This is a genomic window from Streptomyces sp. NBC_01217 (assembly GCF_035994185.1).
GTDB lineage: Bacteria > Actinomycetota > Actinomycetes > Streptomycetales > Streptomycetaceae > Streptomyces.
In genome coordinates, this window is the sequence record NZ_CP108538.1 from 1,385,146 (window position 1) to 1,407,883 (window position 22,738).

Genomic DNA, 22,738 nt, shown 5'->3' on the forward strand with positions numbered 1-22,738 from the left:
GTGAGCGGGCGCATTCCCGTGGCCGGGTCGGTGGCGGCGAACCCGGGGCGTCACGCAGCAGCAGAGCGGTGACGAAGAGGGGCCCGGCCGGCCGGAGGTAGAGCAGAGCACCGGCGTGATCGTGGCCGCCGACACGATCGGGAACATCACCCGTCCACCGAGCCGGTCGCTCGGCGCCCCGACCGGGATCCGGCCCAGCGAGCCGATAACGACCGGCACCGCCACCGGCAGCGACTGCTCGAACGACGACAGGTCGAGACCGTCCTTGAAGCGAGGGCCGAGAGGGCCGAGCAGCGCCCACGCCCAGAAGTTCACGGCGAAACCGACCGTGGCCAGGGCCGGCATCAGCCCCTGCGGACGGACAGACGACCCCGGGTTCGGATCCGGCCGTCCCTGCGAACAGTCCCCTGTACTGCCCTGCTCGCGCGGCTCCCGCGCAACAACGGCTGCAATCGGCCGTCTCCACGGGCGCATTGAGGGATTGGGGCCGGTCGGCCCTACCTCCTCGCGGCGACCGCGGGAACGATGAGCTGATGTTCCAGAACGACACCTCTCGCTCACTCGACCGGCAGGAGTGCCTGCGGCTGCTCGCCAAGGCGCCGGTCGGCCGCGTGGTCTACACCCGGCAGGCGCTGCCCGCGGTCCTTCCCGTCAACTTCTCCCTGCACACGGACGCCTCAGTCCTGCTGTGCACCTCGTCGGACTCGGACCTCGTACGCGCCATCGACGGCGTCGTCGTCGCCTTCGAGGCGGACGAGTTCGACGCGACGGCCCGGTCCGGCTGGAGCGTGGTCGTCACCGGCCGGGCGGCCGTTGTGACCGACCCCGCCGAGCAGGAGCGGCTCTCGCAGGCCGGGCTCATCTCCTGGATGCCCCTACGGGACGCAGTGTTCGTACGGATCGAGTCCGAAATGGTCACCGGACGCGAACTCAGAGGACGACGCGGCACCCAGTGATGCGCGGCCTGCCGCGGTCCACAAGGCCAGGCTGCTGGTGCTGCGTCAGTTCGTCGGCTCGGGCCTCGTATCGGGCCTCGTGCGAGGAGTCTCCCTCACCGGCCCTATGGCGGGTACCAGGTACGGGTTGTGCGGACGCACGGGGTGCAAGGACGCCATCGGGGCCGTAGCCGAAATGGATCAGCAGCTGCGGGAAGCAGCGCCGCCTCGATCACGGAGAAGGTCTGTGGCAGGCACAGCGGAACGTCGATCGTGGGGTGCCTCAGGACTTCGACGTCGACAAAGCCCGGCCGGTGCTCCGGCTCACCTGCCGGCTTCCCGACCCCGCACGGTCGGAACGCATGGTGGAGCATGCGGGCCGAGCGTGGTTGCGCGCGCGGCCGCCACCGACTCCGCCACAGCCGGATCAATCACCGGGCCGGTGAACGGCATCCGGCTCATGTGCCAGACGTCCTGCCCCACGGCTCGCCGCGCGGCGTCAGTGTCCTTCTTGCCTGCGCCGATCCTGCGCCTGGGTGGCGATGACGGCGGCCTGTATACGTCGCTCCACACCGAGCTTGGCCAGCAGACGGGAGATGTGGTTCTTCACCGTCTTCTCCGCGAGGTAGAGCCGCTGGCCGATCTGGCGGTTGGTCAGCCCTTCGCCGATCAGCGCCAGAATCTCCCGCTCGCGCTCGGTCAGGCCCGGCAGGGCATCGGGCTCGGGCTCCGGCTCCTGGCCCTTGCGGAGGCGGGCCATCAGCTTGGCGGTGGCGCTGGGGTCGAGCAGGGACTGCCCGCGGGCCACCGCGCGCACGGCCGACACCAGGTCCGCGCCCTGGATCTGCTTCAGGACATACCCCGAGGCACCCGCCATGATCGAATCCAGCAGGGCCTCCTCGTCGTCGAAGGAGGTGAGCATCAGGCAAGCCAGTTCCGGCAATTGCGAGCGCAGCTCGCGGCACACGGTCACACCGTCGCCGTCGGGCAGACGCACGTCGAGCACAGCCACCTGCGGACGCAGCGCGGGGACGCGGACCAGTGCCTGCTCCACGTTTGCGGCCTCGCCGATCACGGTGATGTCCGGCTCGTCGTTCAGCAGGTCGTGCACTCCGCGACGTACCACCTCGTGGTCGTCCAGCAGGAAGACCCGGATCGGGTTGTCGGGTCCGGGTCGCTCTCTGTCCGCCATCTACGGCTCCTGTCCTGTGTCGGCCCTCTCGGGCACCGGAAACCGCCAGATGGGCGAGACCGGTCGTTCCTGTCACAGATCTTGCGCGATTCCGCGCCGAACGGCCAGGCCCGGTCGGCCCTTTCGCCCTGGTGTTCCCTTCCTCCCGAGCGCATCGATCGCCGCGGTCCACCCGGTGCCGACCGGTCCTGAACACCCGAACAGCCCGGGCGGGCCTTCACCGTTGGGCCGTCGGCCTGGACGGCTCCCCCGAAAGCCTTGCCGCCGTCGACCGGGTCGCCCGCGATGCGCAGCACCGTGCCGTGCCACCTCGGCCCGAAGCGCGCCGGCCGGAACCTCTGACGCCTGGGTGGCGCCTCCCGTCTGCGAGACAGTGGCGGCGGGAGGGGTACCGATCCCCTGAGGCACCCACTCCTCGGGGAACAGACGAGTGCCCATGCCCCGGACGGCGGCGTGCGTTCCGGCGGACCAGCCCGGAATGCGGAATCGCCCTCTTACGGGGTGCAGTTGGCCTGGGTGCTGCCGCGCCCGTCGGGCCGTTGGGCCCGGTCGGGTGAGCCGGCGTTGTCCGGCCGCCGATGCACGAGCGACCGGGGCACCTCCGCCGACGAGCGGGGGTGCCCTGGTCCGACGAGCGCGCGGCCCTCAGAGCAGCCAGCGGTTGCGGCTGACGAACGGCAGCCGCGCCCACACACTGCCCAGTCCCCACGTGGCGCCGGCACCCGCGACCGCCAGGGCTATCAGGACGATGGCGTAGATGAGGTGGTAATCGACGAAGGGGTTGGTCGACATGCTCGCCGAACCGTCGGAGAGGTGCTTGGCCGGCGGCCACTCGGCGATCCACATCAGCGCCATTATTGCGGTTCCGGCGGCTGCGGCGAGCCGCAGGCCGATGCCCGCGATCAGGGCGACACCGACGCCGAGCATGCCGAGCATGAACAGCCAGTCCGCCCAGGCGGCTCCGGCCCACTCGTGGAAGGTGGACTCCATCGGGCCGACGGCGACACCACCGAGGAAGCCCTTGGTGGGCGAGCCGCCGTCGATCCAGCCCTTCCCGGAGCCGGTCGCGTAGCCGAAGCCGAAGGACTTGTCCAGGAACGCCCACAGGAAGACGAACCCGGTCAGGAGACGGAGCCCCGCGAACACGTACGCACGGGTCGCCGTCGCGGCGGTGTTCGTCTCGTCGGCGCAAGTGGGGGCCGCCTTGAACCTGCGCGGGGACGGGAAGCGGAGTCCCCGGTACCGGTGGGGCTGGTCGTGCACTGCCATGATGTTCATCCCTTTCGAGGAATGTGACGCGCAGGATGTCGGACGGCTTTCGTTGCGCCTTCAATGTCCCGCGTCGTCGACGCCCGTCGGAGGGGCTGCAAGACCCGGATCGTGGGCCGAAGGGCCCCCTGTCCAGGCCCCGTTGGGCGTCGGCTCAGCCGCCCCAGGTCCGGTCGTGGTGGCGCGGGCGGGCGTCCTCCATCCGCCGGCGTACGGTCGCGGCGCGCACGGCGAGACCGGGGACGGGGTCAATGACGTCCATGACCAGGCGGTAGCGGTAACGGTCGAGGTCATTGCGGACGACCATGTCGAAGGGCGTAGTTGTGGTGCCGATCTCCTTGCAGCCGCGTACGTGCAGGTTTCTGTGTACGGTGCGGCGGTAGGCCAGGGGGTGGATCAGCCCCGGGTATCCGTGGCAGGCGAAGACGACCGGCTTGTCGGTGGTGAACAGACCGTCGTACTCGAAGTCGCCTGCTTGCCGTTCTCCGTGCCCGCCCACTCCCGGATCCCGGCGCCCGCACACAGCGGACCTTCGCCTGCCCCATCGTCAGCCAGTCCAAGCAGGGCTGCTTGCTCGCCACCATTGACGAAGCCGGGGTGCGACGTGGCTCGGTACGCCGCCGGGAAGGGGGAACTACCGGAACAGTCTGCCCTGTTCGCCACGAGGTAGATCTGGCCGACGGACAGGTGGTTCGCGGCGCGCCAGTGGATGTGCAGCGTTCTCAGCTGGGCGTCGGTGAGCGGGCAGATGCCTGCTGCGTGTCGAGGACGTCTGAGTTCCCACGCGGAACGGGGTTCGATCGGCGATGCGTGCGGGTCCGTACGTCCTCGCCCGGCCCTGTCCGCCGGGCCCCCGACAGGACCGGTCGGACCATCCGCGTCGCCGCCGTGCTCGTCCTCAGGTCGTCGGCACGAGCACCACTGGGCAGTGGGAGCGGTGCAACAGGACATGCGCGACCGGGCCGAGCGGCGGACCGGGCCAACCCGCGCGCCGATGCGTGCCGATGACCACGACGTCGGCCTCGCGGGTACCCGCCAGCAGGCCGTGGGCCGGTCCGGTGCGGACCGTACGGCTGTCGACCTCGACCTCGGGATACTTTTCCCGCAGTCGGGCGATGCTGAACCGGGGAACGGATTCGCCTCCCCGGTCGTTCCGGGCCTGGCGCTCCTGGCCGCGGCTCATCGCGGCTACCGGCGAAGGCAGTTCGGGCGTGATGTGCCGGTGCGGCGCACAGTGCACGACACGTAGCCCGGCCCCGCGCCGGGACGCCTCCTGGAAGGCATAGGCGGCTGCGGCGTCATCGGCGCCGCTCCCCAGGCCGAGCAGCACGTCACGTCCCTCGTCGCGAGGGTGCTCCCCACGGACGACCAGCAGGGGACCGTGCACGTGCGCGGCAAGGCGCCAACTCACCGAGCCGGCCAGCAGGCCGGAGACACTGCCGAACCCCCGGGTGCCCACAACGGTGAGAACCGCGCCCTCGCTCTCCCCTGCCAGTACCCGCACAGCGCCGCCCTCCACGGCCCTGGTCTCCACCGGCAGACCGGGATGACGCTCGTGGACCCGCGAGGCGGCCGAGGCCAGAATCGGCCCCGCCTCGTCTCGATCGGCCACGGCGTAGACGACGCGCAACGGCGCGCCGCTGCGCACCGCCTCCTCTGCGGCCCGGTCCAGAGCCCGTACAGCGACCAGTGAACCGTCCACTCCAACAACCACATGACGGCCAGTCATTGTCCTGTTCCCTTCTGTTTCGTGCGCAGGGGCGCTCGTTTCCTGGGAGTGCCGAGGGCGGCGACAGGATCGATGCATGTCGGCTGGATGTCGATGCTCTCTGCGGCTCCCCGGCAATGCTCGTCGTCCGCGGACGCCGCGGGCAGGGGCCGACGGAACCCATCCGCACGCCGTACGGCCCCGTTCCGTCGGGCCGTACAGCCCCGGACCCGGCCGGAGGAGAAGGAAGTGGGGGCAGGGGGGACGAGACGTTCAGGCGGTGAAGTCCACCCCATAGAGCGTGCGTCCGCCGACGAGCCCACGCACGGTGACCAGTTGGGGCCGGGCCCCGTCGACCTGATCCGCCTCGAAGGCGGGCAGGGCACGACGCCTGTTGCCGATGCGGCCGACGGGCACCTTGGCCAACAGCCGCAAACACTCCTGCCGCCCGAGTTCGCGAGACCCGCCCGGAGATTCGACAGACACGCACCGACCGGAACGTGCGGGACGGGCTGCTGTCCTGGGTGTCTGGGTGCCGGGCCACGGTCCGGTGAGGGCCCGATGGTTCCGCTACCGGGCCCGGACGGCCACACCTCACCGCCTGAGCGGCGTACGAGAACGCAGCCGTGACGTCCTGTCCTCCAGCCCCCGGCGGGGCTGAGCCGAACGACCCGACCCCATCTGTGAGTTGACCCCGGTCGGCCCTCCCGCGCTGCCTGGTCGGCCCCTGTCAGAGCTCGCCTGCGGCTGTCACCTTCGTGAACGTGACGACGCGGACGAGAGGCAGACCGATGGACGGCAGCGGGCGTATGAAGCGGCGGTTCTGGCGATGGCACAACAACCCGCTCCGGCGGCGCTACGACATCCTCGAAGCCTGGACCATGCTGGCCGTGTGGGCGCTCATCGCTGTGGGCGGTACCGCCGCCGGCCTGGTGACGGCCCATGCTGCCGACGAGGTGTTCGCCAAGCAGCGCGCCGATCGGCATCCCGTGCGCGCTGTTCTCCTCGACGACGTCCCACGAAGCGTGACCGGGGACGGAAGGAACGGCGACAAGATAGTCGCGCCAGTCCGATGGACAGACCCTGACGGCTTTGCCCACACCGACAAGGCCCTGGTGAACACCGGTCTGAAGGCCGGATCCAGAATCGTCGTCTGGATGGACGGCCGGGGCGAGATCACTACCGAACCACCGACTTCCACGGAAGCAGCCGTCGAAGCCGGCGTCCTGGCCATCGCGGCCGCGCTCGCCTTCGCCGGCCTCGCCTTCGGCGCCGGAACTCTCGCACGGTGGAGTCTCGACCAGCGGCGCATCGACCAATGGGACAAGGAGTGGGACCTGGTGGGCCCACAGTGGGGCCACAAGACCAGGTGATCTCACGCCTTGCTAAGAGAGGCACAACCAGCCGTACCAGCACACGGGCGGAGTGAGGTGGGCGCCGGGTGGGTTCGCGTGAGTTCGGGTGGGACATGGTGCGGGGCTGTCCGCAGATGCGCAGGCCCGTGTTCGCCCGTGAGCAAGACGGTGCGGGCTCGCCTCAGACCGACAACAACACGCGAATCACGACCACAGCAACCTCATGACCGGCTTCACGGAAATCGCGACTGAGCCGCTTTCAGCGGTAGCCGACACACCCGGTGGACACTCTCGGGCGCTCGGGTGTGAGCCGCCCCTCCATGACCACATCGGCCGAGACGAAATCTCGGATCAGCGCGTGCCGTGATGTCCGACGCGCGGGTCGACCGGCCGCCTCGCTGGACGCGCGGGAGGCACAAGTGGATGCATATACCGTCCGAGGTCCGGCCAGGGCGTCGATCTCGCCGCAGAGCGCGGTGGGTGAGCCGCCCCAGGGCCAGGGCCTGTCCGCCATGCGGGAGCGCACCGACGGGACATCAATTCGCAGGTCATGGCAGACGCTCGCGGTCACCACAGCAACAGGCCGAACAAGGTACAGCCAGCGTTCACCAAAGGATCGTGGCGGCGTCGTTCGCACGTATTGGTCGGCCTTTGTGATCGGGTGTGCGCCTAAGAACAAAATGGGCGCAGCGGGGGATTTTCCCCGCTTCCTCTCTTGACCCGAGGTACCCATGAGATTGATGGTCTTGAACCATCGGCGTACGAGACCATGGCTGGTCGTGCTCGCCACGGCGACCGCACTGGCCGCCGCACCTGCCATCGCGTACGCGGACAGCGGCCCCGTCGCACCAATCGTCGTTGCTCCGGCCAACGTTGATCCGGTCACCGGTGTGCCCGTCAACGGGGACCGGATCAACGGTGCGCCGGTCACCGGTGCGCCCGTCGGCGGTGCGCCCGTCGGCGGTGCGCCCGTCACCGGCGGAATCCCCTTGACCAACACGTCCGAGAAGATCGGCCCGGGGATCAACCTCCAGCACGTGAAGGCGCTCGACCAGAAGGGCTGGTACGACGCGCAGTTCCTGACCGTGGACCTGTCCAACCGCGCGGTCGGCACGGACCTGCTGACCTCCGGACCAGTCGCGTCCGGCGGGCCGCTGAGCGAGGCCGCCAACAAGGCCGGTGCCGTCGCGGGCGTCAACGGCGAGTTCTTCGACATCGGCAACTCCAACGCGGCGCTCGGGGGCGAGGTCCAGAACGGAGAGCTGATCAAGTCCGCCGACATCAGCGGCCGTCAGCACGTGGGTGTCACCAAGGGCGGCATCGCCCAGCTCGTGGACCTCGCGGTCAACGCGAACGCGTACTTCGCGGGTGCGGACCACAAGGTGCTGTCGCTCAACGCCGCGAACGGCGGCGGGGTCCCCGCGGACGGTCTGATCGCGTTCACGTCGGCGTGGGGCGACTACAACCGCAACCGCGGCATGACAGGCGTGGCCAACGACCAGATCGCCGAGGTGCTGGTCAAGAACGGCTCGGTCGTGTCGGTCACGCCGAACGGTCCCGCGGGCTCGGGGACCATCGCGGACAACGGCTTCGTGCTCGTCGGGCGCGGTGCCTCAGCGACCGCGCTCCGCGCGCTGCAGCCCGGCGACCCGGTGAAACTCGACTACGATCTCGCCGACAGCGCTGCCAAGACGATGAAGTTCGCGCTCGGCCACGGCGGCACCATCGTTTCCGGCGGCAAGGTCGTCAGTGGCCTCGACACCTCGATCGCCCCGCGTACCGCGCTCGGCTTCAAGAACGGCGGCAAGACGCTCGTTCTCGCCACCTGGGACGGCCCGGGCGGCACCGGCAAGGGCGGCGTCGGGATCGACAAGGAGGCGCGTGACCTCGCCGCGATGGGCGTGGAGACCGCGGTCAACCTCGACGGCGGCGGCTCCACCACGATGGTCGCCCGCGCGCTCGGCGAGGACGCCGCGACCGTCCGCAACGTCCCGTCCGACGGCCAGGAGCGCAACGACCCGAACGGCGTGGGAGTGTTCGTCGCGAAGGGCGACGGCAGGCTGGACCAGCTCCTCGTCAGGCCCGCGCCAGGTGCGGCGTCGGCCGACGGTGGCGTGAAGGTCTTCCCGGGACTGCACCGCAGCCTCGTCGCGGAGGGCGTCGACAACCACGCGACGCCTGTGACGGTCGACCCGAAGTCCGTGCAGTGGAACGCGAACGGAGCACCCGTCAAGCGCGGCATGCTCACGGCCCCGGCCCATGCGGATCGCACGATCACGGTCCGTGCGCATGTGCGTAACAACAAGGCGGAGGAGAAGGTCTCCGTCCTCGGCACGCTCAACAGCGTGGAGATGTCGTCCCAGCGCTTGTCGATCGCCGACGCGACGCCTGACAACGCTGTCACCGTCTCTGTGACCGGCCGTGACGCCCAGGGCTACACGGCTCCGATCGACCCGCAGGACCTCTCGCTCGACTACGATCACAGCGTCGTCGACATCAAGTCCGTGGACGGCAAGCTGAGCATCACCCCGCTCACCAACGCGGGGACGGTCCTCAAGGCCTCGGTCGGCGGCAAGTCGGTCCAGCTCCCGATCACGGTCGGCGTGCAGACCAAGACGGTCTACGACTTCGACGACGATGTGCTCGCCCACTGGGTCAACAACAGCACCGCGGCCACGACGTTCTCTGCGGCCCCCGACGGCCTGCGGATCGACTTCAACGCGATGCGCAACGTGGGCATCGCGGTGAAGTCGGCGGCCGGGCGCATCCCGGTGCCCGGGCAGCCGCTTCGCCTGCGGGTGCGGCTCAAGTCGAGCATCAGCGTACCGAACGGTCTGACCTACATCGGCTACGTCGATGCGGACGGCAAGAGCAACGGCTCCTACGGCACCGGCCTGATCGCGAGCGACGACTGGCAGAACGCGTCGTTCACGCTGCCGGCGAACACGAAGTTCCCGATCGCGGTGTCGGGCTTCCAGGGCATCAACACGAGCGCCGCGCAGCAGAAGGCAGGCACGTTCGTCCTGGACCGCGTCGAGGCCGATGTCCCGACGTCGATCGACCAGCCCACCCAGCCCGCCCAGCCCGACCTGCAGCCCGACCCGCTCGTCTCCTACGACGGCTCGCTGCTCCGGGGCCACGACACGTGGAAGTTCGCCACGCTGTCGGACGTGCAGTTCACCGCCGACAACCCGGCGTTGACCGAGGTCGCGACGGCCGCCATCCAGCGGATCCGCAAGACCGATCCGGACCTGATCGTCCTCAACGGTGACGTCACCGACCGCGGCCTGCCGCAGGACCTCTCCCTTGCCCGCAAGGTACTCACCGACGCCGGGTGCGACCTCATACCGGTCGGCCAGGAGCCGGCGGCGAACAGCACGCCGAACCCGAAGTCCGGCTCGGTCCCGTGCTACTACGTGCCGGGCAACCACGAGTCCTACGGCCTCAACAACGTCCAGCAGGACCTGACGAACTTCACCAAGGAGTTCGGCCGGCCGTACCGGACGTTCGACCACAAGGGCACGCGATTCATCCTGCTCGCCAGCTCCGTCGGATCACTGCGCGGGACGGCGTGGGACCAGCTCCCGATGCTCCAGAAGGCACTCGCCGACGCAAAGAACGACGGCTCGGTCCACAACGTCATGGTGTTCGCCCACCACCCGGTGGACGACCCTGCCGAGACGAAGTCCAGCCAGCTCGGCGACCGCGACGAGGCCGCGCTCATCGAGCAGATGCTCACGGACTTCCGTGGCTCCACGGACAAGGGCGCCGCGATGGTCGGATCCCACGCCCAGATCGCCAATGTCCACCGCCTTGAGGGCGTCCCGTACACGGTGCTGCCGTCGTCGGGCAAGGACCCGTACGGCACGCCGGACCGCGGTGGCTTCACCGGGTGGGTCAACTGGTCGGTCGACGCGGACCGGAGCGCGAACGAGCAGTGGCTCCAGACCGATGTCCGCGCCTTCGCGCAGTCCATCACGCTCAACACCCCGGCCTCGGTCGAGGCCGGCGAGACCGCGCAGCTCTCGGGCAGCATCGTGCAGCCGCAGGGCGTGGGGACGGGCACCCGTGTGGTGCCGCTGCGGTACCCGATGTCCGTCCACTGGAGCGGCTCGTCCAACCTGGCGATCGGCAGCGGGAAGCACGCCATCGACCAGGCCCGCGACAAGGGCAAGGTCGCGATCCTCGACCCGCGGACCCGGACGCTCACCGCGCTGCGCAGTGGCTCGGTGACCGTGTCGGTGACGAACGACTCGATGCGCGCCTACACCGACGACAGCTCGCTCGCGCCGATCACGACCTCGAAGACCATCGAGGTCCGGCGGGCCGCGTCCAAGTGACCGTAACCACCATGGGCACGCAGCCGTTGCGGATCGGCTCCTGAGCGGTCCGGTCCGCCGCGCGCAGCGGCCTGGCCGGGGGCGAGCACGCATGTGTTCGCCCCCGGCGCCCGTTTCCCGGCCGTGGCGCGTCTCGGGATCCTTCCGCCTACCGCTGGAGCCTGGGCTGGTTCTACGCGGCCGGCCGGCTCGTCGATGCGGGACTCGTCCTGCACCGGCCGCTGCCGAGACTCGGGCGGTATCTCGCCTACCTTCCCGAGGACCCGGTCGTCGACCGGTATGCACCCGATTTGGAGAAGGCGTGGCTGCGGCCGATGCTCGCGCACCTGAAGGACCAGGGCGCGTTCTCGGTGAAGATGGGCCCGCCGGTGGTGGTGCGCCGCTGGTGTGGGTCGGGAGTGAGGTGCTCGTCCGCGCGCCCCGCGCCTGGACCGCGCCCTGAAGAAGGTCGCCCGCAAGGATGGCGCGTCGTCTGCTGGACGGCATTCTCGTGCGCACCCGTCGCCGTACCGGAACCACGAACCGTAAGAACTGCAGCGGCAGACACACGGCCCACGGCCTGCTGTTCCTCGCGCTCACCGACACCCGCGGCCACCTGATCCGGATCTCCGCGGCCAACCCCGGACGCTCCAGCGAGATCACCACAGCGCGGCACAACAAGCTCACCGCGCACCTGCGCGAGGCCGGACTCGGAGCTCTGGCCGAACTCGGCTTCGTCGGCCCGGACGAGGACCCCGACGACAACCCGGTGATCATCACCGGCTGCAATGCCACCCGCAACCACCAGCTCACCTACGCCGAGAAGGAGGCAAACGGCCTGCTCAGCCGCGAACGCGCTCCCGTCGAACATGGCTTCGCGAACCTCGAGACCCAGCGATTCCTGGCCACGGTCCGGATGAACGCCCGGCACGCGACGACCCGCCTGCGGACCCTCCTCGTCCTGGCGAACACCGAGGGTCCAGAGGTGACAGACGATCTCCGCCACGCGATCATGCCCACCACCGGCACGAGTACGCCACTCCCGACCCACACCAGCCCCATGACCTGCGAAATCAGGTGGGAACGACCTCATTGAGTCACCACGTATCCAGCGCGCATGTCGTCGCCGATAGGTTTCTTCGCCGGCAATGCGTTGTGCAGCTGGACTCGACCCGCCCACTCACATGAGGTAACCGCTCTGGCCATGGGGGCGCGCCCAGTACCGCGGGAAGATCCGAGCGCGACCCGTCAGCGACAACGGCGGGCGTTGAGCCGGGCGGCCTGGCGCGTCAGGTGGTCGCGCTCGGCGAGGTTGGGTGCCTTGTGGGCCGCCTCGGCGTACAGCCGTGCCGCCGTCCCCAGGTCGCCGTCGCGCTCGTGGAGGTACGCCGCCACCGCGGTGTGGCGGGGCAGTGAGGCGTCCAGCGCCGCGAGCGCCGCCAGGCCGGAGCGCGGTCCGTCGGCCTCCCCGACGGCGACCGCGCGGTTGAGCCGGACGACAGGGCTGTCGGTCAGGCGCGTGAGCTCGTCGTACCACTCGACGATCTGCACCCAGTCGGTCTCCTCGGCGGTGGGCGCGTCGGCGTGGAGGGCCGCGATGGCGGCCTGGGCCTGGAACTCGCCCAGCCTGTCGCGGGCGAGGGCCGCCTGGAGGATCCCGATGCCCTCGGCGATCAACGCAGTGTCCCACCTGCCGCGGTCCTGCTCGGCGAGCGGCACCAGGCTGCCGTCGGACGCGGTCCGGGCGGCACGCCGGGCATGGTGGAGCAGCATGAGGGCGAGCAGCCCGGCCACCTCGGGGTGGTCGATGCGGGCCGCGAGCTGCCGGGTGAGCCGGATGGCCTCGGCGGCGAGGTCGACGTCACCGGAGTAGCCCTCGTTGAAGACGAGGTAGAGGACGCGCAGCACGGTGGCGACGTCGCCGGGACGGTCGAAGCGCGCGCCGGAGACGGTGCGCTTGGCCCGGCTGATGCGCTGCGCCATGGTCGCCTCGGGCACCAGGTAGGCCTCAGCGATCTGGCGGGTGGTCAGCCCGCCGACGGCGCGCAGCGTGAGTGCGACCGCCGATGCCGGGGTCAGCGACGGGTGGGCGCACAGGAAGTAGAGCTGGAGCGTGTCGTCCACTGCAGGCGTCGGCCCGGGCGCCGGCTCCTCCTCGACGCGGTCCTCACGCCGTCGGCGGGCGGCGTCGGCGCGGGTCGCGTCGAGGAACTTGCGCCAGGCCACGGTGACCAGCCAGCCCTTGGCATCGCGAATGGGGTCTCCCCTGCCCGAGCGAAGCCGAGAGCTTGGGGAAGGGTCGGCGGCCCAGACCCGGAGCGCCTCGACCAGAGCGTCCTGCACGGCGTCCTCGGCCGCCGCGAAGTCGGCTCCGCGGCGGACGAGGACGGTGAGCACGCTCGGCGTGAGGCTCCTGAGCAGGGCCTCGTCCATCGGTGACGTCACTCCGTGATGGTGGGCGGCGCGGCCAGGAACGGGCGCACCTCCAGCCACTCGTGGATCGGCTTGCCGCCCGCCCCAGGGGCGGCCGACAGCTCCCCGGCCAGCTCGACGGCGCGCTCGTAGCTGTCGACGTCAATGATCATCCAGCCGGCGATGAGGTCCTTGGTCTCCGCGAACGGTCCGTCGGTGACCGGCGGCCGCCCCTCACCGTCGTAGCGGACCCACGCTCCCTCGGGGGCGAGCGCCTGACCGTCGACGAACTCTCCAGTCTTCTCCAGCCGGGCCGCGAAGTCGTTCATGTACTGCACATGCGCCGAGATCTCCTCCGGGCTCCACTGGTCCATCGGCACGTCGTTGACCGAAGCCGGGGCGCCTCGGTAGTGCTTCAGCAGCAGGTACTTGGCCATCGTGGTTCTCCTCGGTGCTCGTACGACCCATTGTGGTCGCGTTCACCCCTGGGACGGAGCCGGACGCGGGTTCTCGACATCGCCGTCCGATTTTTTTTGGGCTTTCGTGGATGAGCCTGGGTGAGCCGTCTCACGGTGTCCGGTCCCGGAAGGGACGCAGGTCCCGGCCGGGGCCGCCGGCCTGGATGTTGAACCGGTAGCGGCCCAGGAAGTTGATACGCCGGTCCTTGAGCGGATAGAGCCGGGCGCCGTCCTCGTCCTTGATCTCGTGGTCTTCGGCGTGCAGCTGAGCGACGGCGGCGTCGAGGTGGCGGGTGTTCCACAGAACCACGGCGTTGAGCACGAGGCCCAGGCTGGCCGGCCGGTCGTCCTGGCCCTCGCGATACGCCTGCCGGATCCGGCCCCGGCGGCAGTACCCCAGAGAAGGGGTGCTCGGCAAAACGGGCCCGCTCTGCGCTCGGGCTACGGTCCTGCATGGGCTCGGCTCCCTGGATCAGGAGGCTTTCGTCTCACACGTGTCTCACACGCTGTGTGTGGGACGGTGAGTCCAGGAGCCTGGGGCCTGGAGCCTGGACCTTATAGACCTTATGGACTTTGTGGGCGCTAACGGGCCGCTGAAGACGACAGGTAAGCTCTGGACACGTGACTGCTGTGTCTGCGAAGCCTCGCATCCCCAATGTCCTGGCCGGCCGCTACGCCTCTACGGAGCTGGCCGTCCTCTGGTCCCCCGAGCAGAAGGTGAAGCTGGAACGCCAGCTGTGGCTGGCGGTGCTGCGCGCTCAGAAGGATCTCGGGATCGAGGTGCCGGATGCCGCCCTCGCCGATTACGAACGCGTCGTCGACCAGGTCGACCTGGCCTCCATCGCCGAGCGCGAGAAGGTCACCCGCCACGACGTCAAGGCCCGGATCGAGGAGTTCAACGCCCTCGCCGGCCATGAGCAGGTCCACAAGGGCATGACCTCCCGGGACCTCACCGAGAACGTCGAGCAGCTGCAGATCCGGCTCTCCCTGGAGCTCATGCGCGACCGTACGGTGGCAGTCCTGGCCCGGCTGGGCAAGCTGGCGGGCGAGTACCGCGAGCTGGTCATGGCCGGCCGGTCCCACAACGTCGCCGCGCAGGCGACCACGCTCGGCAAGCGTTTCGCGACCGCGGCGGACGAGCTCCTGGTGGCGTACGGACGTCTTGAGGACCTGCTGGGCCGCTACCCGCTGCGGGGCATCAAGGGGCCCGTGGGTACCGCCCAGGACATGCTCGACCTGCTGGGCGGCGACGCCGGAAAGCTGGCCGACCTCGAGCAGCGCATCGCCGGGCACCTCGGTTTCGCACACGCCTTCACGTCCGTCGGCCAGGTCTACCCTCGCTCGCTCGACTACGACGTGGTGACGGCACTGGTACAGCTGGCCGCGGCGCCTTCGTCGGTCGCGAAGACGATCCGGCTGATGGCCGGGCACGAGCTGGTGACCGAGGGCTTCAAGCCGGGCCAGGTCGGCTCGTCCGCGATGCCGCACAAGATGAACACCCGCTCCTGCGAGCGCGTCAACGGCCTGATGGTGATCCTGCGCGGCTACGCGTCGATGACCGGCGAACTGGCGGGCGACCAATGGAACGAGGGCGACGTCTCCTGCTCCGTGGTCCGCCGCGTGGCGCTCCCCGACGCGTTCTTCGCATTCGACGGTCTGATGGAGACCTTCCTGACGGTGCTCGACGAGTTCGGGGCGTTCCCGGCCGTCGTCGCCCGTGAGCTGGACCGCTACCTGCCGTTCCTCGCCACGACCAAGGTCCTGATGGGTGCTGTGCGTGCCGGGGTCGGCCGTGAGGTCGCCCACGAGGCGATCAAGGAGAACGCCGTCGCCTCGGCCCTGGCCATGCGCGAACAGGGCGCCGAGCGCAACGAACTGCTCGACAAGCTGGCCGCCGACGAGCGCATCCCGCTGGACCGCGCGCAGCTGGACGCCCTGATGGCCGACAAGCTCTCCTTCACGGGAGCGGCCGGCGACCAGGTCACCGCGCTGATCTCCCGTATCGAGGAGATCAGCAAGCAGCACCCCGACGCCGCCGGATACACGCCCGGCTCCATCCTCTGACGGCCACCACCACAACCCGATGACACCCGAAGAGCTCCAGGCCGCCCGCGACCGCACCGTTCCCGATGTGGTCGCGGGCGGCCTGCGTGTGCTGTTCTGCGGAATCAACCCGAGCCTGATGACAGGGGCGACGGGTCATCACTTCGCCCACCCCGGCAACCGCTTCTGGCCGGTACTCCACCGGTCCGGATTCACTCCTCGGCAGCTGAAGCCGGCAGACCAGACCGAACTGCTGCGATACGGCCTGGGCATCACCAACGTGGTCGCCCGGGCCACCGCACGTGCGGACGAACTCTCCGCCGAGGAGTTCCGCGAGGGCGGACAGATCCTGGCAGCCAAGGTCGAGGAGCTGCGACCGCGATGGCTGGCCGTCGTCTGGGTCACCGCGTACCGCACGGCCTTCGGTAGACGAACTGCCCGGATCGGTCCTCAGGACCACACCATCGGCAGCACCCGCGTCTGGGCCCTGCCCAACCCCAGCGGCCTGAACGCCCACTGGACCGCCCAGACAATGGCGGAGGAGTACGGCCGCCTCCGCGCCTCCGCCGAATGCGACGACTTCAGCCTCTCCGAGTGCCTCTGACGCTTCGGCGCTTTCACCTCAACTCGACGCCGATGGGCGGCGGTCGCCTGCCCCATCGCAACCAGCTGGTGTCCGGGCCAGCCGCTGCAGACGGCTGGTGGATCCTGCCTTCGTCACGGATATCCCGTCGCATCGCAGCAACCCGCAGCCCTCGCCCCTCGCCCCTCGCCCCTGCACGTTATGGCGGATCAATCTCCGTCACCACAACGCTCAGCTCACAACCGGGACCTTCCTCCTCCAGGTAGAGCCCCATGGCGACCCACCGGCCCCCGATCCGCCAGAGCTGGAGATACTCGCAGCCCGCAATCGTCTCGGCCCACGCCTCCGGAATCTCCTCACCGGCCATCATCCGCTCCTGCACACTCCACAGACTGATCGTCTGCGGCTCGCCCCAGCGGCCGGTGAGCAGCGTCAGCAACGTGTCATGCTCCGCGAGGCACTGGGCCCGGTGTTCCAGTCGCGCCGCCTCGTCGTCGTCCCAGTGGTCGATGTCCGCATGCAAGGACGCTGTGTGATAGCCGGGCCCGCTGACTCCCGAGCCTGACCGGATGCGCTCCGCGGGGAAGTCCCGGGTGCGCATCCCGTCGATGAGGCGGAGGTGATGTGCGGTGGTCATGCCGCTAGTAAACCGTCCAGCACTGACAAGCCGCCCTGCGTCATGAGGTTTGAGGGGCTTTCAGCCAGCTTGCCCCGTCCTTGAGGACGTCGCATCCGGGGCTATGCGTCCCGGTGCCGGATCGCCCACCAGCCGGCCAGCAGGGCGGCTACTGCCCAGGCCGCTGTCACCGCGAGTCCGCCCCACGGTCCGAGACTGCCTTCGGGGTTCTGGTGGAGCACCAACTGTCCCGCCCGGTCGGGCAGATACTGTGCGGCACCACCTGCGACATCGCCGACCACGAAGGAGACGATGAGTACGAACGGAAGGAGCAGGCTGAGCACGGCCACGGCGCTTCGGAGCAGTACCGTCAATCCGGCCGCGAACAGGGCCATCAAGGCCAGATATAGCCCTCCGCCGAAGGCCGCCCGCAGGGCCCCCGGCTCCCCCAGGTCCATGGCGTACTTCCCCATGAACATCTGCCCCATCAGGAAGGCGCCGAAGCTGGCGGCGAGGCCGACGACGAGAGCCAACGCACCGACGAGCGTCAGCTTGGCCACGTAGAAGCGATTGCGGCGCGGCACGGCGGCGATCGATATCCGCTGGGCGCCGTTGAGGTATTCGGAGGAGATCGCGGTCGCCCCGAAGCCGATGGCCGCGATCTGGCCGAAGTTCAATGCGTAGAAGGCATTGAAGAGCAGCTCGGCGTCCGCGTTGTCCGCCTCGGCCTGGCCGACGGTAGCGGATGTGAGCACCGTGACGGCAAGCGTCACAAGAAGGACGGCTATCAGGGATCCGATGACGGACCGCACCGATCTGATCTTGATCCACTCGGAGTGCAGCAGTGCTGTGGTCGACATGGTCAGGCCTCCTGACGCTTGGTGGACGAGGTCGCTGCCGACGCGAATTCCGTGGAGTCGGCGGTGAGGTCGAGATACGCCTGTTCCAACGTCGTCTGTTCGTCGATGAGTTCAAGGACGGAAATGCCTTCGGCGGCTGCTATGGCACCGACCTCCCCCGCTTTCGCGCCGTCGATCGACCAGCGCCCGTCGTCGCCCTGCACGGGCTCAAATCCCTTACGGACCAGAGCACCGCGCAGCCGAGCGGGGTCGGTTGAGCGGACTCTTGCCCGGGGTCGACTGCGGGAGTCCAGGAATTCCTGCATGGACATGTCGGCGAGGAGCCGGCCCCGGCCGAGGACCACCAGGTGGTCCGCGAAAGACGATGTCTCGTTCATCAGATGGCTGGAGACCAGGACCGTGCGGCCCTCTCGGGCGAGCCTCTTCATCAGCTCCCGGATCCAGATGATGCCCTCCGGATCCAGCCCGTTCGACGGTTCGTCCAGCATGACGACCGCCGGGTCGCCGAGCAGGGCGGCCGCTATGCCCAGCCTCTGTCGCATGCCGAGTGAGAACGTCTTGATGCGCGTTCCACCGACCTCGCCGAGGCCTGCGTCCTCAAGGACTTTCTCCACTCTGCTTGCACCCATGCCGTTGCTGACCGCGAGGGCCAGCAAGTGGTCGCGCGCGGTACGCGAGCCGTGGGCGGCCTGGGCGTCGAGCAGGGCGCCCACCCGGCGCAGCGGTTCGTCGAGCGCGGCATAGGACTGCCCGCCGATCGTGGCTGTCCCGCCGGTGGGCCGGTCCAGGCCGAGAACGAGGCGCATGGTGGTGGACTTGCCCGCGCCGTTGGGGCCGAGGAAGCCGGTGACGCGGCCGGGTCTCACGCTGAACGTAAGGCTGTCCACGGCGCGGGTCGTGCCGTAATCCTTGGTCAGCTCTTGGACATCGATGCTGGTCATGTCCCCAGCCTCGCGGTCGCACCCGGTGCCTGGCCTCCCCCGGAGGTGGGGATCATCTCCCCCGGTCGGGGGAGCCGCTGGGCACACGTGGGCTGACACGATGGCGGCATGTTCCGCTATCTCCGCCGATTGGCCACCTCTGCCACCTACACCCGATGGCTGCATCTCCTCATCCCCGGAGCGGTCTGCAGCGTGTGGCTGTTCATCTCCATGGACACGCCGTGGTTGCTCGCGCTCTTCGCCGTGCCGGTGGGGTTGTTGCCCGGTATGCGACTGGCTGAGGGTGTTCAGGCACAGCTCCTGCTCACGCCCGCGGAGCGGGGCAGGTCCGGCGCTGCGATCTCCACAACAGCCGCCGCCACCTGGGCGGATCGCTGGCGAACGGTGTTGTGGCTGGAGATACGGCTGCTGCTCGCCCTCGTCATATGGTTCGCGACGGTGTGGCTGCCCGCGACGGCGGTTGGCCTCGTCCTCGCCGCAACGGACGTTGGTCCAAGCAATGAATGGCTGGTCCGCGGGGTGGAGCCGCACTGGTGGTACGCACTCCTCGCGCCTTTGCCCATCCTCGTGCTGCTGGCCGTTGTCGTCGCGAGCGGCGAGCTGATCACAGCGGCCGCCCGTGGGCTTCTCGGCCCTTCACCGGTGCAGCGGTTGACCGTTCTGGAGGAGAGGACCGAGCAGTTGCTGGAACGCAATCGCATAGCGCGGGAGCTGCATGACTCCATCGGGCACGCGTTGACGGTCGCGGTCGTGCAGGCAGGTGCGGCCCGGGCGGCCCACGATCCGGAGTTCACCGAGCGGGCACTCGCAGCGATCGAGGAGACCGGCCGGGACGCGCTCGATGATCTGGAGCGGGTGCTCCGTGTGCTGCGCGAGTCGGGAACGCCAGTGGGGCAGCAGCCGACGCTCGCGGAGGCGGACCGGCTCCTGGATTCCGCGCGTGGTTCGGGGGCGAGGATCGACGCGGACGTGTCCGGTCCGCTGGAGCAGGTTCCCGGGGCGGTCTCCCGCGAGGGGTATCGCATCCTTCAGGAGTCACTCACCAATGTGCTCCGTCACTCAGGGGCGGTTCCCGTCCGGGTACGAATCAGCGTCGCGAAGGGTCGCCTGGAGTTGGAGGTGGCCAACCCGCTCACCGATTCGATGGGCACGCGGGGTGGTGGGAGCGGTCTGCGAGGCATCCGTGAGCGGGCCGCGCTGCTGGGTGGAAAGGCCAAGACGGGTCCGGACGACGGCGAATGGAGGGTGCACGCCAGCCTTCCATTGAACGGCCTAGGCTGACCCGATGCCGGTTACCGTGCTTCTGGTCGATGACGAACCTCTCGTCCGCGCGGGGCTGCGCGCGGTTCTTGAGGCGCAGCCCGATATCGAGGTGGTGGGTGAGGCGGGTGACGGCGCCGCGGTGATTCCATTGCTGCGTCAGTTGCGCCCCGATGTGGTGGCCATGGATGTCAGGATGCCACTGATGGACGGCATCGAGGCGACACGGGTGGTGCTGCGGACCGTGCCGGAGCCACCGAAGATCCTGGTGGTCACCACGTTCGAGAACGACGAGTACGTGTACGAGGCGTTGCGCGCCGGAGCGGACGGTTTTCTCCTCAAGCGTGCTCGGCCCGCCGAGATCGTGCATGCGGTGCGCCTGGTCGCAGAGGGCGAGTCGCTGCTGTTCCCGGCGGCGGTCCGGCAGCTCGCTGCCGAGTACGGCACGAGCAAGGCGCGGGCGGCGATGGAGCGGGCATCACTGACGGAGCGGGAGGCCGCGGTCCTCCGGCTGATGGCCCGTGGCCTGTCGAACGCGGAGATCGCCGCCAAGCTCGTGGTCGGCGTCGAGACGGTGAAGACCCATGTCAGCGCCGTATTGGCCAAGTTGGGTGCGAGGGACCGTACCCAGGCGGTGATCGCAGCGTACGAGTCCGGATTCGTCTCGCCGAGCTGATGGCCCAGACCGCCGGTTGCCCTTTTCGACACCTGGTCGCCCTGTACCCGGGCAACGAGTACCATCCGCCTGACATGCGCACGAGCTGGGAGGACACACCGTGGGCCGGCTGACCGGTGGGGATCCGTCGCTGCTGCGACGGATCAATTCCGCGGTGGTACTGCACGCCCTCCGGGGCGCCGGCTCTCCCACCCTCACGGACCTGACCCGGATCACAGGTCTGTCCCGGCCTACGGTCGAGGGCGTCATGGAGGGGCTCTTCGAGGCCGGGCTGGTCGTGGAGTCGGTGCCCGACGGCGGGGAGACCCGACGCCAGGGGCGGCCGGCCCGCCGGTTCCGGTTCCGGGCCGAGGCCGGGCATCTGCTGGGCATCGAGATCGGCCCGCACCGGATCTCCGCACTGCTGTCGGGCCTGGACGGCCGGATCATCGGGGCGGGCTCGCGCGAGGTGTCGGAGACGGCCTGCGCCGACGAGCGGCTCGACAAGGTCAGGGCCGTGGTCGCCGACGTCCTGCGGCGCACCGGCGTGGCCCGGAGCAGTCTGCGCGCGGTGGGGGTCGGCAGCCCTGGCATCGTGGAGGCCGACGGGACCGTACGGCTGGGTACCGCGCTGCCGGACTGGACGGGTCTGGCGCTGGGTGAGCGGCTGAGGCGCTCCTTCCGCTGCCCCGTCCTCGTGGAAAACGACGCCAATACCGCGGCAGTCGCTGAGCACTGGAAGGGTGCGGCGACCGAGTCCGACGACATCGTGTTCGTCCTGGCAGGGCTGAGTCCGGGTGCCGGTTCGCTGATCGGCGGGCGGCTGCACCGCGGTTTCGGCGGTGCGGCGGGGGAGATCGGCGCGCTGCATCTCCTCGGCCGCGAGGCGACGCCGGAGAAGCTTCTGTCGACGACGGACACGCCGCTGGATCCGTTGGACGAGCCTGCCGTCGCCGCCGTGTTCGCCGAGGCACGGCATGGCGACGTCCGGGCGCAGGCGGCGGTCGAGCGGTTCATCCAGCGCCTGGTGCACGATGTCGCGGCGCTGGTGCTGGCGCTGGATCCGGAGCTGGTGGTGATCGGTGGCTGGGCGGCCGGGCTGGACGGTGTGCTGGACCCGCTCCGCCGCGAGCTGGCCCGCTACTGCCTCCGGCCGCCTCGGGTCGCGCTGTCGCTGCTCGGGGAGGCGGCGGTGGCCACGGGTGCCCTGCGGCTGGCTCTCGATCATGTCGAGGAGCAGCTCTTCGCGGTGGAGGGAACGGTGACGGCCCGCCGCTGAGTGCGACGGGCCGTACGGAGACTTCACAGGCCGGTGGAGCCGGCCGTGTTCAGGAGGCCTGGCGCTCCTCGCTGTGATGGCTGATCTCCAGGTCGCCCGAGTCACCGAAGGTGAGGCGGCAGGTGTCGGCCCGGTAGGTGGCGACGGAGAGCGCCGCGGTGCCGCCCGACACGAGGTAGCGGGTGGTGACGACGAGGACGGGGGCGCCGGGAAGCCGGTCGAGCTCCTTGGCGTCGTCCACGCGCGCCGAGCCGAGTTCCACCGAACGGTCCTGGCCGTCGAGGCCGAGGCGGTGCAGTTCGCGCAGGACACTGCGGGCCCGTGCGGGCCCGGACGGGGCGTCGATCGCGGAGAGTTCGGGCACGGACGACGACGGGACGTACAGGAGTTCCGCCGCGACCGCCTGCCCGTGGGTGACCCGGATGCGACGGACGATGTGCACCGGCTCGTCGCTGTCCACGTCAAGAACGGCCGCCACGGACGCAGGTGCGACCGCCGTCGTGCAGTCCACGGGCTGCCATGCCTCGCCGGTACCCCCGCCTGACCAGTCGCGCTGTGCCGTGGAGACGGCGACGCCGACGCGCGGCGGGGCGACGGTGGTCCCGACGCCGCGGCGGCGCTGCAGCCTGCCTTCGAGTTCGAGCTGTTCCAGAGCCTGTCGTAGCGTGGCCCGTGCGACTCCGAACCGGGCGGCGAGCTCGCGCTCGTTGGGCAGGATCTCGCCCACCGCAAAGTCTGAGTCGAGTGCCTCACTGAGCACGGTCTTCAGGTGCCAGTACTTCGGCTCCTGCACCGTTTCCAGCTGCGTGGTCCCCACCCTGTCCTCCGCAATCGCCCAGCGGCTATTCCGCGA

General features: G+C 69.6%; 19 protein-coding genes and 4 pseudogenes. 10 read left to right on the forward strand and 13 right to left on the reverse strand.

The features are described from left to right. Nucleotides 1-105: 105 nt before the first annotated feature. A pseudogene (locus OG507_RS05850) lies at nt 106-345 on the reverse strand (MFS transporter); the annotation flags it as partial. Nucleotides 346-533: 188 nt separating this feature from the next. Between OG507_RS05850 and OG507_RS05855 the strand changes: the two are divergent. Continuing rightward, a complete protein-coding gene (locus OG507_RS05855; RefSeq protein ID WP_327366054.1) occupies nt 534-956 on the forward strand; it encodes a pyridoxamine 5'-phosphate oxidase family protein in 423 nt (140 codons plus the stop codon). A gap of 478 nt (nt 957-1,434) precedes the next feature. Here the strand turns inward: OG507_RS05855 and OG507_RS05860 are convergent, their stop codons facing one another. The 5 genes and pseudogenes from OG507_RS05860 to OG507_RS05880 form a co-directional block, all read right to left on the reverse strand. Beyond that, nucleotides 1,435-2,127, reverse strand: a complete 693-nt coding sequence (locus OG507_RS05860) for a response regulator transcription factor (protein ID WP_327366055.1) — start codon at nt 2,125-2,127, stop codon at nt 1,435-1,437. Nucleotides 2,128-2,772: 645 nt separating this feature from the next. Further along, nucleotides 2,773-3,396, reverse strand: coding sequence for a hypothetical protein (locus tag OG507_RS05865; RefSeq protein WP_327366056.1), 624 nt, complete (start codon nt 3,394-3,396; stop codon nt 2,773-2,775). A gap of 154 nt (nt 3,397-3,550) precedes the next feature. Beyond that, a pseudogene (locus OG507_RS05870) lies at nt 3,551-3,980 on the reverse strand (phosphoketolase); the annotation flags it as partial. A gap of 314 nt (nt 3,981-4,294) precedes the next feature. Further along, a complete protein-coding gene (locus OG507_RS05875) occupies nt 4,295-5,125 on the reverse strand; it encodes a universal stress protein (protein ID WP_327366057.1) in 831 nt (276 codons plus the stop codon). A gap of 252 nt (nt 5,126-5,377) precedes the next feature. After that, nucleotides 5,378-5,530, reverse strand: a complete 153-nt coding sequence (locus OG507_RS05880) for a hypothetical protein (protein WP_442810949.1) — start codon at nt 5,528-5,530, stop codon at nt 5,378-5,380. A 338-nt stretch (nt 5,531-5,868) separates the two neighbouring features. On the opposite strand from OG507_RS05880, the gene OG507_RS05885 reads away from it, so the two are divergent. From OG507_RS05885 to OG507_RS05900, 4 genes and pseudogenes are all read left to right on the forward strand, one after another. Continuing rightward, on the forward strand, nt 5,869-6,477 hold the full coding sequence (locus OG507_RS05885; protein WP_327366059.1) for an Rv1733c family protein: 609 nt from the start codon (nt 5,869-5,871) through the stop codon (nt 6,475-6,477). 722 nt (nt 6,478-7,199) lie between these two features. Next, nucleotides 7,200-10,799: a phosphodiester glycosidase family protein gene (locus tag OG507_RS05890; RefSeq protein ID WP_327366060.1), complete on the forward strand. Its 3,600-nt coding sequence runs from the start codon at nt 7,200-7,202 to the stop codon at nt 10,797-10,799. Between the two features lie 158 nt (nt 10,800-10,957). Next, nucleotides 10,958-11,221, forward strand: a pseudogene (locus tag OG507_RS05895) (peptidoglycan bridge formation protein FemAB); the annotation flags it as partial. A 38-nt stretch (nt 11,222-11,259) separates the two neighbouring features. Continuing rightward, on the forward strand, nt 11,260-11,874 hold the full coding sequence (locus OG507_RS05900) for a transposase family protein (RefSeq protein WP_327366061.1): 615 nt from the start codon (nt 11,260-11,262) through the stop codon (nt 11,872-11,874). Between the two features lie 152 nt (nt 11,875-12,026). On the opposite strand, the gene OG507_RS05905 is transcribed toward OG507_RS05900, so the two are convergent. The 3 genes and pseudogenes from OG507_RS05905 to OG507_RS05915 all read right to left on the reverse strand — a co-directional run. Continuing rightward, a complete protein-coding gene (locus OG507_RS05905; protein ID WP_327371877.1) occupies nt 12,027-13,211 on the reverse strand; it encodes an RNA polymerase sigma factor in 1,185 nt (394 codons plus the stop codon). Between the two features lie 8 nt (nt 13,212-13,219). Continuing rightward, the gene (locus OG507_RS05910; RefSeq protein WP_161066178.1) at nt 13,220-13,627 is read right to left on the reverse strand and encodes a YciI family protein; all 408 of its coding nucleotides are present in this window, start codon (nt 13,625-13,627) and stop codon (nt 13,220-13,222) included. Nucleotides 13,628-13,757: 130 nt separating this feature from the next. Next, a pseudogene (locus tag OG507_RS05915) lies at nt 13,758-14,036 on the reverse strand (Tn3 family transposase); the annotation flags it as partial. Nucleotides 14,037-14,269: 233 nt separating this feature from the next. Between OG507_RS05915 and purB the strand changes: the two are divergent. Together purB and mug are read left to right on the forward strand one after the other, a co-directional pair. Next, nucleotides 14,270-15,712, forward strand: a complete 1,443-nt coding sequence (gene purB, locus OG507_RS05920) for an adenylosuccinate lyase (protein WP_327366063.1) — start codon at nt 14,270-14,272, stop codon at nt 15,710-15,712. A gap of 19 nt (nt 15,713-15,731) precedes the next feature. Continuing rightward, complete coding sequence (mug, locus tag OG507_RS05925; RefSeq protein ID WP_327366064.1) at nt 15,732-16,295, forward strand: G/U mismatch-specific DNA glycosylase; 564 nt, start codon at nt 15,732-15,734, stop codon at nt 16,293-16,295. Between the two features lie 178 nt (nt 16,296-16,473). Here the strand turns inward: mug and OG507_RS05930 are convergent, their stop codons facing one another. From OG507_RS05930 to OG507_RS05940, 3 genes are all read right to left on the reverse strand, one after another. Continuing rightward, a complete protein-coding gene (locus tag OG507_RS05930; protein ID WP_327366065.1) occupies nt 16,474-16,911 on the reverse strand; it encodes a hypothetical protein in 438 nt (145 codons plus the stop codon). A gap of 101 nt (nt 16,912-17,012) precedes the next feature. Further along, the gene (locus OG507_RS05935) at nt 17,013-17,750 is read right to left on the reverse strand and encodes an ABC transporter permease (RefSeq protein WP_327366066.1); all 738 of its coding nucleotides are present in this window, start codon (nt 17,748-17,750) and stop codon (nt 17,013-17,015) included. Between the two features lie 2 nt (nt 17,751-17,752). After that, on the reverse strand, nt 17,753-18,691 hold the full coding sequence (locus OG507_RS05940) for an ABC transporter ATP-binding protein (protein WP_327366068.1): 939 nt from the start codon (nt 18,689-18,691) through the stop codon (nt 17,753-17,755). A gap of 108 nt (nt 18,692-18,799) precedes the next feature. On the opposite strand from OG507_RS05940, the gene OG507_RS05945 reads away from it, so the two are divergent. From OG507_RS05945 to OG507_RS05955, 3 genes are all read left to right on the forward strand, one after another. Then, entirely contained in the window at nt 18,800-19,972 is a 1,173-nt protein-coding gene (locus tag OG507_RS05945) for a sensor histidine kinase (protein ID WP_327366069.1), read from the forward strand. A gap of 4 nt (nt 19,973-19,976) precedes the next feature. Next, entirely contained in the window at nt 19,977-20,627 is a 651-nt protein-coding gene (locus OG507_RS05950; protein ID WP_327366070.1) for a response regulator transcription factor, read from the forward strand. Nucleotides 20,628-20,727: 100 nt separating this feature from the next. Next, nucleotides 20,728-21,885, forward strand: coding sequence for an ROK family protein (locus OG507_RS05955; RefSeq protein ID WP_327366071.1), 1,158 nt, complete (start codon nt 20,728-20,730; stop codon nt 21,883-21,885). A 49-nt stretch (nt 21,886-21,934) separates the two neighbouring features. On the opposite strand, the gene OG507_RS05960 is transcribed toward OG507_RS05955, so the two are convergent. Continuing rightward, a complete protein-coding gene (locus OG507_RS05960; protein ID WP_327366072.1) occupies nt 21,935-22,702 on the reverse strand; it encodes a GntR family transcriptional regulator in 768 nt (255 codons plus the stop codon). Nucleotides 22,703-22,738 lie beyond the last annotated feature (36 nt).

Coding starts and splice junctions, on each gene's coding strand:
- OG507_RS05935 (WP_327366066.1), bottom strand. CDS start 17,750: ATGTCGACCACAGCACTGCTGCACTCCGAGTGGATCAAGATCAGATCG.
- OG507_RS05945 (WP_327366069.1), top strand. CDS start 18,800: ATGTTCCGCTATCTCCGCCGATTGGCCACCTCTGCCACCTACACCCGA.
- mug (WP_327366064.1), top strand. CDS start 15,732: ATGACACCCGAAGAGCTCCAGGCCGCCCGCGACCGCACCGTTCCCGAT.
- OG507_RS05855 (WP_327366054.1), top strand. CDS start 534: ATGTTCCAGAACGACACCTCTCGCTCACTCGACCGGCAGGAGTGCCTG.
- OG507_RS05940 (WP_327366068.1), bottom strand. CDS start 18,691: ATGACCAGCATCGATGTCCAAGAGCTGACCAAGGATTACGGCACGACC.
- OG507_RS05910 (WP_161066178.1), bottom strand. CDS start 13,627: ATGGCCAAGTACCTGCTGCTGAAGCACTACCGAGGCGCCCCGGCTTCG.
- OG507_RS05860 (WP_327366055.1), bottom strand. CDS start 2,127: ATGGCGGACAGAGAGCGACCCGGACCCGACAACCCGATCCGGGTCTTC.
- OG507_RS05905 (WP_327371877.1), bottom strand. CDS start 13,211: ATGGACGAGGCCCTGCTCAGGAGCCTCACGCCGAGCGTGCTCACCGTC.
- OG507_RS05875 (WP_327366057.1), bottom strand. CDS start 5,125: ATGACTGGCCGTCATGTGGTTGTTGGAGTGGACGGTTCACTGGTCGCT.
- OG507_RS05890 (WP_327366060.1), top strand. CDS start 7,200: ATGGTCTTGAACCATCGGCGTACGAGACCATGGCTGGTCGTGCTCGCC.
- OG507_RS05930 (WP_327366065.1), bottom strand. CDS start 16,911: ATGACCACCGCACATCACCTCCGCCTCATCGACGGGATGCGCACCCGG.
- OG507_RS05900 (WP_327366061.1), top strand. CDS start 11,260: ATGGCGCGTCGTCTGCTGGACGGCATTCTCGTGCGCACCCGTCGCCGT.
- OG507_RS05865 (WP_327366056.1), bottom strand. CDS start 3,396: ATGGCAGTGCACGACCAGCCCCACCGGTACCGGGGACTCCGCTTCCCG.
- OG507_RS05950 (WP_327366070.1), top strand. CDS start 19,977: ATGCCGGTTACCGTGCTTCTGGTCGATGACGAACCTCTCGTCCGCGCG.